Source organism: Brucella sp. NBRC 113783 (assembly GCF_040372265.1).
GTDB classification, from domain to species: domain Bacteria; phylum Pseudomonadota; class Alphaproteobacteria; order Rhizobiales; family Rhizobiaceae; genus Brucella; species Brucella teleogrylli.
The window spans coordinates 845,142-856,984 of the sequence record NZ_BAABRX010000002.1; the positions used below are offsets into that span (position 1 = coordinate 845,142).

Here is an 11,843-nt window from a genome sequence, read left to right on the forward strand (position 1 = left end):
TGACGGCACGATGTCGCAGGCGGATTTGCTTGATTAATTTGACGGATACACAGCAAAGCTGCGGTCAGGGCCAAAGACCTGCCCGGATGACCGGAGATGACCGGAAGTTTTTAGTTTTCGTGGTTCTCTCCAAGAAACCCGCCAGACTGGCGCGCCCAGAGCCCGGCATAGATGCCGCCTTGGGCGATCAATTCCTCATGTGTGCCTTCCTCGACGATCCGGCCAGCGTCTATGACCACCAGACGGTCGAGTGCGGCAATGGTCGAAAGACGATGTGCAATGGCAATCACCGTCTTGCCTTCCATGAGTAGCTTGAGATTCTCCTGTATCGAGGCTTCCACATCCGAATCGAGTGCCGAGGTCGCCTCATCGAGAATGAGAATCGGTGCGTCCTTGAGAATGGCGCGGGCAATGGCGATGCGCTGACGCTGGCCGCCCGATAGTTTGACGCCGCGTTCGCCCACGAAAGCATCGAAGGACTTGCGGCCCTGAAAATCTTCCAGCTTGGCGATGAAGCCGTCCGCTTCCGCCTGCCGGGCCGCCTTTAGCAATTCTTCATCGGTGGCATCGTCACGAGCCAGCATGATGTTATCGCGCAAGGAACGATGCAAAAGTGCAGTTTGCTGGCTGACCACGGCAAAGGCCCGGCGCAGCGAATTCTGCGTGACATCGCGTATGTCCTGCCCGTCCACGGTGATGGTGCCCTTTTCCACATCGTAAAGCCGCAGGATAAGATTGACGAGCGTGGTCTTGCCCGCGCCGGAATGGCCGACCAGCCCCACACGCTCGCCGCCCCGCACAGTCAAATTGATGTTCTGCAGAACGCCAGCGCCCTTGCCGTAATGGAAGGTTACGTCGCGCACGTCGATGCGGGCATCGCGTACCACCAGCGGTTTTGCGCCGGGCCGGTCTTCGAGACCGAGCGGCGCGGAGACAAGGCGCATAGAATTTTCGATCAGCCCCAGTTGGCGCAACATGCCGTTGAGCTGCATCATGAGGCGTCCAAGCAGCATGTTGAGACGCAGCACCAGACCGAGCGTGAACGACACCTGACCAACCGTGATGGCATCTTGCGTCCAGAGATCGATGGCGATGGCCGCAACTGTCACGATCATCAGGCCCGACAAAGCCGTCAGCGACAGGCGCACACCAGTCAGCGACCGCATGAACGGCAGGATCGCCGCAAGGTAGCGTTGGAAGCCGTCGCGCAGATAGCGCTCGTCATCATCCGCCGTGTTGAGCTTGATGGTCTCGATATTGGAATAGCTGTCGACAATCCGCCCGTTGATCATCGACCCCGCTTCGGCGGAGGCTTCGGCATTCTTGCGGATGCGCGGCAGATAGCGCCATGCGATGAAGCCGAAAGCGATGATCCAGACAATGACGGCGGCGGCAAGCCGCCAATCGAGCCGCCCGACCAGAAAAAGCGTGGTGACGCTGTAGATCGCCATGAACCAGACGACCTGAATGAGACTTTCGATCAGGTCGCCCGCCGCCTGCCCGGCCTGCCAGACCTTTGTGGCGATACGTCCGGCAAAATCATTCTGGAAGAAGGCATAGGACTGGCGCAGCACATAGGAATTCGCCTGCCAGCGGATCATGTTGTAGAAGCCGGGCGACATGGTCTGGTCGTCCAGCAGGGTCGTTGCAGCGGTGACGATCAACCGGATCACCAGAACCGTGAACCCCATGAAGAGAAGCTCAGGCCCGGCGGCCTCGATCAACGCCGACCAGCTGCGCTCTATGCCGCCTTTGCCAGCCTGATCCAGAATATCGACCAGACGTCCGGTGAAATAAAACAGCCCCGCTTCCACCAGCGGCAGAAGACCGCCAGCGGCAAGTGCTGCCACAAGCGGCCATTTCGCCTGGCGCGCGTAATGCCAGAGGAAAGCCATTGTGGTTGAAGGCGGTCTGAGATTGTCCGGTTCGCGGAAGGGATCAACCCAACGTTCGAACAGGCTGTAGACCGCTTTCATCAATAGCGTTTTTCCTTACTTGACCAGCGCATCCTCGGAATTGTCTTCGAAGCCAAGGAACCCGCCGGATTGACGCGCCCATAGACTTGCATAAATGCCGCCGAGCGCAACAAGTTCCTCATGCGTGCCGTCTTCGACGATTCGCCCCTTGTCCATGACGATCAGGCGATCAAGCGCGGCGATAGTGGAAAGACGATGCGCGATGGCGATAACCGTCTTGCCTTCCATCAGCGTATTGAGGCTGTCCTGAATGGCCGCTTCCACTTCCGAATCGAGCGCGGATGTCGCCTCGTCGAGAATGAGGATCGGCGCATCCTTGAGCATCACACGCGCAATAGCGATACGCTGACGCTGTCCGCCGGACAGCTTGACGCCGCGCTCGCCGACATGCGCTTCCAGCCCGCGCCGTCCCTTCGGATCGGTAAGGAGCGGAACGAACTGGTCTGCCTGCGCAAGCCGGATCGCCTGCTGCAACATTTCCTCGGTGGCGTCGGGCCTGCCATACATAATGTTTTCGCGTACCGTGCGGTGCAGAAGCGAAGTATCCTGCGTGACCATGCCGATATTGGCGCGCAGCGAATCCTGCGACACTTTCGAAATGTCCTGACCATCAATCAGGATGCGCCCCTTCTCCAGATCGTAGAAGCGCAGCAGCAGATTGACCAGCGTGGACTTGCCCGCACCGGAGCGACCGACCAGACCGACTTTCTGTCCGGCGGGGATGTTCAGCGTCAGGTTTTCCAGAACGCCCTTGCCCTTGCCGTAATGGAAGCCGACCTTGTCGAAATCCAGCTCGCCCTTGGTCACCTGCAGGGCCGGAGCATTGGGAACATCCACCACTTCATGCGCGCGCGCAATCGTGGTGATGCCGTCTTCCACCGTGCCGATATTTTCAAACAGCGCCGACATTTCCCACATGATCCACTGCGACATGCCGTTGAGGCGCAGCACCAGACCGATGCTGACCGCCACCGCACCCACCGTCACGGCTTCGTTCATCCACAGGCCGATGCCGATCACGCCGACCGCGAAGAGCAGAAGGCAGTTCGACACATAGAGCGTGAAATGGAACATGGTCACCAGACGCATCTGGCGATGCACCGTGCCGAGGAAGCCATCGAGGCTTTCGCGCACATAGGATTCCTCGCGGCTCGAATGCGAGAACAGCTTCACGGTCGCGATATTGGTATAGCTGTCGACAATGCGGCCCGTCATCGTCGAGCGCGCATCAGCCTGCTCTTCCGAAACCACCCGCAGGCGCGGAATGAAGAAGCGCAGCAACATGAGATAGACCACGAGCCAGACGACGAACGGGATCATCAGTCGCAGATCGGCGGCGGCTGCGATGAACAGCGTGCCCGCGAAATAGACGATGACATAGTTCAAGACGTCAAGCAGCTTCATCACCGTTTCGCGCACGGCAAGAGCGGTCTGCATCAGCTTGGTTGAAATGCGCCCGGCAAATTCGTCCTGGAAAAACGACATCGACTGTCGGATCAGGTAACGATGCATCAGCCAGCGCACGCGCATCGGATAATTGCCGAGCAGCGTCTGATGGATCACCAGCGAATGCACCAGCACCACGCCCGGCAGGCCGACCAGAACCACGCCGGCAATCAATGCCAGCCGCCAGCCTTCATTGCTTAGAAACGTTTCGCGCGACTGGTGGGAAAGCCAATCCACGATATTGCCCATGAAGGCAAACAGGGAAACCTCGATAATGGCGATCAGGGTGGTGAAGATCGCCATACCGATGATCCACGGCCAGGCGCCGCGGGTGTAATAGAGGCAAAACGCGACCAGACCGCGCGGAGGTTCCTGCGGGGCATCATCTGGATAGGCGTTGAGCCGATGTTCGAACCACTTAAACATGGCGCTCCTTTTAGGCGGACATTAAGCAATTGCCAATACTTGTTCGGAACAAAACATGAATATTTTGCAATCCGACCGGTTCTTTAAAGTTCATCCTCATACAGATGTTGACGCATGAACCGCGCCCGATATGCAGTCTTGCGATGACGGGCGTTTCGCGTTACCCGCTTCATATGGATCTGCGCGTCGCCCTCTACCAGCCCGACATTCCCGGCAACACGGGAACGATACTGCGCATGGCCGCATGTCTCGGCTTTGCCGTGGACCTGATTGAGCCTGCCGGTTTCGACGTTTCCGACCGCTCGCTGAAACGATCGGGCATGGATTATCTGGCGCAGGCCGCACTGACGCGACATGCCGACTGGCACCACTTCGAAGACTGGCGCAAACAGGCAGGCCGCCGCATCGTACTGCTCTCGACCAAGGCCGCAATCCCCTATACCGACTACCGTTTTCAGGCGAACGATATTCTCCTGTTCGGGCGTGAATCGTCCGGTGTGCCGGATGCAGTCCACAACAGCGCCGATGCGCGCCTGCTGATCCCGATGGTTTCCGGCACCCGCTCCCTCAATCTTGCAGTTTCGGTCGCCATGACGGCAGGGGAAGCTCTACGCCAGATGAGAAGTGAAAGTGATTCTAGCTCAAGACCTTAGGCGTCTTGGCGGAATCAATACTCGAATTGCTCTCAACATGCGTCGCGGATTGACCGGATCGCCACGCATTGTTCCCCGTTTCCGGTTCGAAAGGCGCGCTTCATTCCATGAAACTGTCTGCACGCACCGCCGTTCTCGCGGCTTCCACTCTTTCCCTGCTCGCCACCGCACCGGCCTTTGCCAAAGACGTCGAGCGCGTTGCGCCGAAGGTGATGGTCATCACCATGTTCGGTGAAGAAGCCAAGCCGTGGCTGGAAGGTGAAAACTTCACGCAGAAGATCAAGCTGCCCGGCTTGAGCCCTGAATATCCGGAAGTGGACTGTACCGCTGAGAGCCTTTGCCACATGACGACGGCCATGGGCTTTGCCAATGCTGCAAGCTCGACGACGGCCATGGCGCTCAGCGACAAGCTCGATCTCAGCCATACCTATTTCCTGATTGCTGGTATTGCGGGCGTCGATCCGCAGCACGGCACGCTCGGTTCGGCCCATTGGGCGAAATATGTCATCGACGCCAATCTGAGCCACCGCATCGATATCCGCGAAGCGCCCGAAGGCTGGAGCACGGATTTCTTCGGTCTCGGCACGGCCAAGCCCGGCGAAAAGGCCAAATGGGGCGCAGGCACGGAAGTCTTCGAACTGAACGGCAAGCTTGCCGATTATGCTTTGGCCACAACGAAGGATGTCGCGCTTCTCGATGGCGACGATGCGAAGGCATATCGCAAGCATTACACGCAGGAAGCCGCCACCGGCGCGCCGAAAGTCAGCATTTGCGACACGGCCTCGGCCGATACCTACTGGCATGGCGCAAAGCTCGGCGAAGCGGTGAGCGCATGGGCCAAGCTCCTGACCGACGGCAAGGCGGATTACTGTACCTCGCAAATGGAAGACAATGCCACGCTGACGGCGCTCAAGCGCGCTGCCGATGCGGGCAAGCTGGATTTCAGCCGCATCGCCGTGCTGCGCACGTCATCCAATTTCGACCGGCAGGGCAAGGACCAGACAGCAATCGAATCCCTCGGCGCGAAGTCGGGCGGTTTCCCGCTGGCGACCACCAATGCTTACCGCGTCGGCAAGGCCTATGCAGACAGCATCATCGGCAAGTGGGATGCCTGGGAAAAGGCGCCGCAACGCGCTGCGCAATAAGCTGGTAACGGTATAACGACTCAAGATAAAAGGCACCCGATGCATCAAACATCGGGTGCCTTTGTAATTGCGGGCAAATCTGAATCTTCTTTCAACCACTTGGCGGCAGATATTGATTCAGATCTTCAATCTGCGGTTGGCAGGCGGCGCATGGTGAATTCGATCACGTCGTCGGGCCGTTCGCACCAGCTTTCAATCTCGGTCCAGTAGGCGGATTTCGGAAATGTGTCGAACCATTCGCGCGCTTTGTCGCGTGCTGCCTGACGCGGCAGGGTGAAGGTTTCGCGGATGAAGCCGTCGCGCGGCATCCGGTTCTTTTCGGCGCGGCTCTTCTCAAGCTGCTTGCGCAAGCCTTCGAGCGGAGGACGGGGCGGTGCTGCTGTCATGCGATTGCCTCCCGGCTGGCTGGAAACACACACTTCCAGCCCCTTGACCACAAAAGATAGGGTAGCGATTTTACAAAGACGAGTCTTTTCTTGGGGAGAGCGATTTTGCGACGGCAGCGAAGTCCCTCTTCGCCCTATGCGCGGCTGACGGAACTTGCTAAGCCAACGGATATAGCAAAGTCTATTTCACCTTGCCATTTAACCTTGGCTGCACGCAGCGATCCGGCAGATTGCGCCGAGAGGAAATAACAAATGCAACGCGATGAAATTCCTGCGATCATCCCCCACGATATCGAGGAAAAGAAGCAGGCGGCGCAACGCTGGTTCGAAGAACTGCGCGACCGCATCTGCGCAAGTTTTGAACAGCTTGAAGACGAGCTGCAAGGCCCCCTGTCCGACCGTGAGCCCGGCCGCTTCGTGCGCACGCCCTGGCTGAAGGAAGAAGGCAAGGGCGGCGGCGGTGTCATGTCGATCATGCACGGGCGCGTTTTTGAAAAAGTCGGCGTTCACGTGTCCACCGTCTATGGCGAATTCTCGCCGGAATTCCGCAAGCAAATCCCCGGCGCGGAAGAAGACCCGCGTTATTGGGCAAGCGGCATCTCGCTGATCGCGCATCCGCAAAACCCGCATGTGCCAGCCGTTCACATGAACACGCGCATGGTCGTGACGAGCCGCCAGTGGTTTGGCGGCGGTGCCGACCTGACCCCGGTTCTCGACCGCCGGCGCACGCAGGAAGATGCCGACACGCTCGCTTTCCATAAGGCGTTCCGCTTCATCTGCGAAAAGCACAAGAATGTCGTCGACTACCAGCGCGTGAAGGACTGGTGCGACGAGTATTTCTTCCTGCCGCATCGCAATGAACCGCGCGGCACCGGCGGCATCTTCTATGACTGGCTGCATTCGTCGGATGAGAAAGGCGGTTGGGACGCCGATTTCGCCTATACGCGGGATGTGGGACGCGGTTTTTCCGTCGTCTATCCGCATCTTGTGCGCCAGAACTTCAATCAGGACTGGACGCAGGCTGACCGTGACGAGCAACTCGTGCGCCGTGGCCGCTATGTCGAGTTCAACCTGCTCTATGATCGCGGTACGATCTTCGGCCTCAAGACCGGCGGCAATGTGAACTCCATTCTGTCGTCTATGCCCCCCGTTGTGAAATGGCCTTAAAGCATTTCCAGCACATGAACCAAAAGGAAAGGGCCGGATAACCGGCCCTTTCTTATATGCCAAAAGCGGGGTGATGGGTGATATCGCCTTGCGGCATGTCCGGCCCGAAGGCCAGACATTGCACATATTCTGCGGGCACATCCGGCATTTTCAGCCGCGCATCGGCTTTGAAACCGAACCGTCTGTAATAGCCAGGATCGCCCACCAGAACACATCCCTTTGCACCGTCGGCCCGCAACAAGGCGAGACCTTCACGGACGAGCGCCCCGCCAATCCCCTCGCCTTGCCTTTCGGGCTGAACCGAGATGGGGCCAAGCGCATACCAGCTTTTGTCCTCGCCTCCGATCAGAACCGGCGAAAAGGCCACATGGCCGAGGACAGCATCCCCGTCCACGGCAACCAGCGACAAGGTGAGCGCCGAGGCCGCGCGAAGCGCATCGACGATCTCCCCCTCCCGCTGGTTGCTATAAGGAACCTTGCTGAACGCCTCATCCGTCAGCTGACGGATTGCAGCACTATCATCGGGCTTTTCCTTGCGAAGATACATGACGCGCTCCCTCAACGGTTATTGAGCTGAGCGCGAACGTTTTCGCGCCCTTTCAGCGAAATGCGATAGGGACTGCCTGATCGGGATTCGATCAGCCTTTTGCGCCGCAATTGCTGGAACACAGCCATTGTACAATCGGCGAGCAGGTAACCCTCACGGGTATAGCATTCTATGTTGCAGACGCGTCCGTCTTCGCGCAAGTGGCGGATATGGCCACCTTGCGCCAGCACGTGTAACACGCGCTGTTCAATACGTGAGATATTCATTGTTGTTCATGCCTGGATGGAAACCATGACAAGCACCAGCGCGCGCAGACAGCGTATGGCTATCCACGGCCAATGCCGTTCCCGTCCCTGAACATCTGCCGATCAGACGCAATCAGCGCCTGTCATGCAGTCCTTGTCCGGAACGATTAAAGGCTTCCAACGATCTCCAGCATCAACAATTCCTCTTTCAGAGGTGGATAGGTCAAAGGGCCGGTCGGCCCTCTGACCCGCATGTAAGATCGCACGGGGCGAAAGTCAAACCCGATCAGGCTTTTGGCTGGTTGCGGAGCTTTTCGGCTTCCGCATAGAACTTCTTTTCCCACTCATTGTGGTTGTCCAGTCCTTCCTTGATGAAGGGCGTGAAGATGGCGAGGTTCATCAGGCACCAGTTGACCAAACGGGCCGGGAATTTCAGCGGCTTCACGAAGTCAACGAACAGAACCACGCGGGTCTTGTCAGTGTGGTTCCAGGCTTCATGCTCGTAAGCATCGTCGAAAATGAGAACCTTGCCCTCATGCCAATGGCAGACCTGCTTGTCCACGCGAATGGCGAGCTTGTCGTTCGGCTCCGGAACGATGAGGCCGAGATGCAGGCGCAGCACGCCATTATACGGCCCACGATGCGGCGGCAGATGCTTGCCCGGTTCGAAGATCGAGAACATCGCCGTGGTCAGGCCCGGTATCTTGTTCACGATGCGCCAGGTTTCCGGACAGGTCTTGATGTTCTGTTCCGATTTCACGCCGAAACCGAGCAGGAAGAAGGTCTTCCAGCGATTATCGGTCGAAATCGTCTTCACGTCGGTTGAAATATCCTGAAAGGACGGAAGCTCGCTCTGGCGCAGCAGGATCGTGTCCAGTTCCTTGCGGATGGCTGGCCATTCCTTTTCGATCTCCGCCGCCCAGGGGAAGGTTGCGTTGTCATAAACCGGCGGATTGCCCAGCTTGGCATATTTAAGATTGAGACCTTCGGCCCACGAAACAATCCCCATGAAAAACCGGGTGATCTTGCTCGGGCGGTCCATTGCGGCCAGACCTTCCGTGCCGAATTTCTGTTTCGGATCAGAGGCTGCCTTATCTTGGATCGATGTATCGGGATTGGACATTTCATGCTCTTTCAAAATCGGCGCTGAAAAGATTCCCAGCCATAAACTGATGAAACTACGGCTGAATTTTGCAAACAAGCGGTCAGCTGTTCATTTTATCGCGATCAAGTTTCTCCAGAAGCGCTGCACGGTCAAGGCTAAAACCGGAGTCGATCCAGAAAGTTTCGAGCGACCGCAGTGCCTGTCCGAGACCGGGGCCTTTTTTCATGCCGAGCGCCAAAAGATCACTCCCCGTCACGGGAAAGACCGGGGCTTCATATTTCTCCGCCGTTTCCAGCAAACGCGAAAAGCCACCGGCGCGAATCATCGCATCGTCGCTGCCTGCCGCATCAGCCCGCGCCGCCGCATAACCAAGCTTGATCCGATCCACCACCGCCTGCATACTGCCGCGATAGACGACCTTCTTCAAGGCCTGCTCGGAAAGCTCTGGCTTGACGGCATCGGCCCGCGCCCATGCTTCGAGCCGCGCCCGCTCTGCATTGGACATTTTGAGGCGCTTGCCCATTTCTTCCATGCGCACAGCGTCCGGCGGCACGATGCTTTCAAGCCGCAGCAGCGGATCCGCGGACCAGCCAAGATCGCCTTCGGAACGCACGAGGCCGTGTATGGCGTCGATGCCCCATTTTTCGCTTTCAGGCAAAACAAGGTTCAAGACGCCGCCTTGCCGCATCCACAAAAGGGCGCGCGACGGGTCGGGAGCCGACAGGAGTTTCTTCAATTCCGACCACACCCGCTCAGCGGAAAGCTGACTGATACCGTCCTTCAGCCTTGCGCTGGCGCGCAGACCGTCAGCCTCCGGTCGCCCGGAACCGTACCAGGCAAAGAAGCGGAAAAAACGCAGGATGCGCAGATAGTCCTCGCGGATGCGCTGTTCCGCATCGCCGATGAAACGCAGCGTCCGGGTTTCGATATCGGCAAGTCCGCCGACATGATCGATGATCGTGCCGTCAGCGGTGGCGTAGAGCGCATTGATGGTGAAATCGCGCCGCTCGGCATCGGCTTTCCAGTCGGTCCCGAAGTCAACCTTGGCATGGCGACCATCGGTCTCGACATCCTTGCGCAATGTCGTCACTTCATAGGCATGTCCATGCGCGACAACGGTGATGGTGCCATGCTCGATGCCGGTCGGGACAGGTTTGAACCCCGCTTCCTCGGCCAGCCGGATTGTTTCCTGCGGCACATGCGTGGTGGCAAGATCGACGTCGCTGACGGCGGTTCCAAGCAGCGTGTTGCGCACCGCACCGCCAACCACACGCGCTTCCCCGCCATCACGGTTCAAGGCCTTGAACAGCGCCTGCAAAGACTTCGACTTCAACCAGGGCGCCGTGTCGGCAATGTTCACACTGTCGCTCAAACGTAGAGCCTTTCATAAAGTCCGCGAATGATCCCGGCGGTAATTCCCCAGATGAATCGCTCGTTATAGGGCATGGCGTAATAAAAGCGTTCCTTGCCGTTGAGTATCCTGCTTTCGCGCCGGTGATTGGCCGGATTCATCAGGAAAGACAATGGCACCTCGAAAATATCGGCCACCTCATCCGGGTTCGGATGCAGGTCGAACGGGGTTTTGACCACAGCCAGAACCGGCGTGATCGAAAAACCGCTGCCGGTTAGATAACGCGGCAGATTGCCGATGATTTCGGCACGCTCGGCTGCGAGCCCGATTTCCTCGTTGGCTTCGCGCAGCGCTGCATGTTCCGCCGTGCCGTCTTCCGGGTCGATGGCGCCGCCCGGAAAGGCGATCTGGCCCGAATGTTGTCGCAAACGATCGGTGCGCTGGGTGAGAAGCACCGTCGCACCGGGACCGCGATCCACCACCGGCACCAGCACCGCCGCATCGCGCATCTTTGCGGTGACCATGGCCTGCTCGAATTCCGGGTTCAGCGCGTGATCGCCGGTAATGTCACTGTGATCCGGCTGCCAGTTGCGAACGCGCTCGGCAAAATCACCGGCGGAAAACGCCGAAAGGGAATGCAAGCCGCGCTCCATCATTTTAGGGCAGCCTCCAGCGCATCGGCAGGCATGATCGGGAATATCGCCCCGCCGGATCGCACGGCAAACAAGGCCACACCGTCCATCTCGATTTCCTCGCCAAGCGCGACCAGATCATACATCACGGAGCGCGTCACCAGCGCTTCCAGACGCCCGCGGATCAGCACATAAGGTTTCAGCCCGCCGCTTGCTTCTTCAACGACAAATCGCAACGGATGCTCGGCATCGACTTCCACCACGTCGCCCACATTGGTGCGGAATGTCAGTGTCTGTGCCGCGTCTTCACCGGAAACCTGCATTTCAACGGCAATGAATGGCGCATCTTCAACCCTGATGCCGACCTTTTCCACCGGCGTGACGAGATAGGTCTGGCCGTCCGCGTCCTTGCGCAGCACGGTGGAGAACAGCCGCACCAGCTGTTTGCGGCCAATCGGCGAGCCCATGTAAAACCAAGTGCCATCGGCCTTGATTTCCATGTCGAGATCGCCGCAGAAATCGGGATTCCAGCGCTCGACGGGCGGAATGCCGCGCTCTTTCGTTGACGGTCCGCTTTGCGCATCGGCATGCGCGCGTGCAATCAGGGCTTCCAGACCGCCGGTCGACCCGGCGTCTTGCAGCGCGTTTTGCGGCGCAACTTTGCCTATAGGGGTGCTCTTTGTCATCCGACTCGGTTATTCCTGTTCGAATGTGCTTAATATGATGGAAGTCATGAAATAGTCACCGTTTGACGGCTTGTCAGC

The 11,843-nt window shown here is 58.4% G+C and carries 12 protein-coding genes; 3 read left to right on the forward strand and 9 right to left on the reverse strand.

The window, feature by feature from the left end:
• Nucleotides 1-110: 110 nt before the first annotated feature.
• Complete coding sequence (locus tag ABWW11_RS09395) at nt 111-1,976, reverse strand: ABC transporter ATP-binding protein (protein ID WP_109369506.1); 1,866 nt, start codon at nt 1,974-1,976, stop codon at nt 111-113.
• A gap of 15 nt (nt 1,977-1,991) precedes the next feature.
• The gene (locus ABWW11_RS09400; RefSeq protein WP_109369507.1) at nt 1,992-3,848 is read right to left on the reverse strand and encodes an ABC transporter ATP-binding protein; all 1,857 of its coding nucleotides are present in this window, start codon (nt 3,846-3,848) and stop codon (nt 1,992-1,994) included.
• A 173-nt stretch (nt 3,849-4,021) separates the two neighbouring features.
• Between ABWW11_RS09400 and ABWW11_RS09405 the strand changes: the two genes are divergently transcribed.
• Both ABWW11_RS09405 and ABWW11_RS09410 read left to right on the forward strand, forming a co-directional pair.
• On the forward strand, nt 4,022-4,501 hold the full coding sequence (locus ABWW11_RS09405) for a tRNA (cytidine(34)-2'-O)-methyltransferase (RefSeq protein WP_109370276.1): 480 nt from the start codon (nt 4,022-4,024) through the stop codon (nt 4,499-4,501).
• 107 nt (nt 4,502-4,608) lie between these two features.
• On the forward strand, nt 4,609-5,646 hold the full coding sequence (locus ABWW11_RS09410; RefSeq protein ID WP_319080670.1) for a purine-nucleoside phosphorylase: 1,038 nt from the start codon (nt 4,609-4,611) through the stop codon (nt 5,644-5,646).
• Nucleotides 5,647-5,771: 125 nt separating this feature from the next.
• Here the strand turns inward: ABWW11_RS09410 and ABWW11_RS09415 are convergent, their stop codons facing one another.
• Nucleotides 5,772-6,032, reverse strand: a complete 261-nt coding sequence (locus tag ABWW11_RS09415) for a hypothetical protein (protein WP_109369508.1) — start codon at nt 6,030-6,032, stop codon at nt 5,772-5,774.
• Nucleotides 6,033-6,284: 252 nt separating this feature from the next.
• On the opposite strand from ABWW11_RS09415, the gene hemF reads away from it, so the two are divergent.
• A complete protein-coding gene (gene hemF, locus ABWW11_RS09420) occupies nt 6,285-7,199 on the forward strand; it encodes an oxygen-dependent coproporphyrinogen oxidase (RefSeq protein ID WP_121536516.1) in 915 nt (304 codons plus the stop codon).
• Between the two features lie 52 nt (nt 7,200-7,251).
• Here hemF and ABWW11_RS09425 read toward each other — a convergent pair whose 3' ends face one another.
• The 6 genes from ABWW11_RS09425 to ABWW11_RS09450 form a co-directional block, all read right to left on the reverse strand.
• Nucleotides 7,252-7,746, reverse strand: a complete 495-nt coding sequence (locus ABWW11_RS09425) for a GNAT family N-acetyltransferase (protein WP_109369510.1) — start codon at nt 7,744-7,746, stop codon at nt 7,252-7,254.
• Nucleotides 7,747-7,757: 11 nt separating this feature from the next.
• Nucleotides 7,758-8,012, reverse strand: coding sequence for a YjhX family toxin (locus ABWW11_RS09430; protein WP_109369511.1), 255 nt, complete (start codon nt 8,010-8,012; stop codon nt 7,758-7,760).
• 265 nt (nt 8,013-8,277) lie between these two features.
• Nucleotides 8,278-9,114 carry an ornithine lipid ester-linked acyl 2-hydroxylase OlsC gene (olsC, locus tag ABWW11_RS09435; RefSeq protein ID WP_109370278.1) on the reverse strand — a complete coding sequence of 279 codons (837 nt, stop codon included), beginning with the start codon at nt 9,112-9,114 and terminating at the stop codon, nt 8,278-8,280.
• Between the two features lie 82 nt (nt 9,115-9,196).
• Complete coding sequence (locus tag ABWW11_RS09440; protein WP_109369512.1) at nt 9,197-10,468, reverse strand: CCA tRNA nucleotidyltransferase; 1,272 nt, start codon at nt 10,466-10,468, stop codon at nt 9,197-9,199.
• Nucleotides 10,465-11,100 (reverse strand): CoA pyrophosphatase, encoded by a 636-nt coding sequence (locus tag ABWW11_RS09445; RefSeq protein ID WP_109370279.1) that lies wholly within the window; start codon nt 11,098-11,100, stop codon nt 10,465-10,467. Before ABWW11_RS09445 ends, ABWW11_RS09440 begins: the two co-directional genes overlap by 4 nt.
• Nucleotides 11,100-11,765 (reverse strand): DUF1285 domain-containing protein, encoded by a 666-nt coding sequence (locus ABWW11_RS09450; protein WP_109369513.1) that lies wholly within the window; start codon nt 11,763-11,765, stop codon nt 11,100-11,102. The genes ABWW11_RS09445 and ABWW11_RS09450 overlap by 1 nt, the downstream gene beginning before the upstream one ends.
• Nucleotides 11,766-11,843: the final 78 nt, after the last annotated feature.

Coding starts and splice junctions, on each gene's coding strand:
- ABWW11_RS09395 (WP_109369506.1), bottom strand. CDS start 1,976: ATGAAAGCGGTCTACAGCCTGTTCGAACGTTGGGTTGATCCCTTCCGC.
- ABWW11_RS09400 (WP_109369507.1), bottom strand. CDS start 3,848: ATGTTTAAGTGGTTCGAACATCGGCTCAACGCCTATCCAGATGATGCC.
- ABWW11_RS09405 (WP_109370276.1), top strand. CDS start 4,022: ATGGATCTGCGCGTCGCCCTCTACCAGCCCGACATTCCCGGCAACACG.
- ABWW11_RS09410 (WP_319080670.1), top strand. CDS start 4,609: ATGAAACTGTCTGCACGCACCGCCGTTCTCGCGGCTTCCACTCTTTCC.
- ABWW11_RS09415 (WP_109369508.1), bottom strand. CDS start 6,032: ATGACAGCAGCACCGCCCCGTCCTCCGCTCGAAGGCTTGCGCAAGCAG.
- hemF (WP_121536516.1), top strand. CDS start 6,285: ATGCAACGCGATGAAATTCCTGCGATCATCCCCCACGATATCGAGGAA.
- ABWW11_RS09425 (WP_109369510.1), bottom strand. CDS start 7,746: ATGTATCTTCGCAAGGAAAAGCCCGATGATAGTGCTGCAATCCGTCAG.
- ABWW11_RS09430 (WP_109369511.1), bottom strand. CDS start 8,012: ATGAATATCTCACGTATTGAACAGCGCGTGTTACACGTGCTGGCGCAA.
- olsC (WP_109370278.1), bottom strand. CDS start 9,114: ATGTCCAATCCCGATACATCGATCCAAGATAAGGCAGCCTCTGATCCG.
- ABWW11_RS09445 (WP_109370279.1), bottom strand. CDS start 11,100: ATGGAGCGCGGCTTGCATTCCCTTTCGGCGTTTTCCGCCGGTGATTTT.
- ABWW11_RS09450 (WP_109369513.1), bottom strand. CDS start 11,765: ATGACAAAGAGCACCCCTATAGGCAAAGTTGCGCCGCAAAACGCGCTG.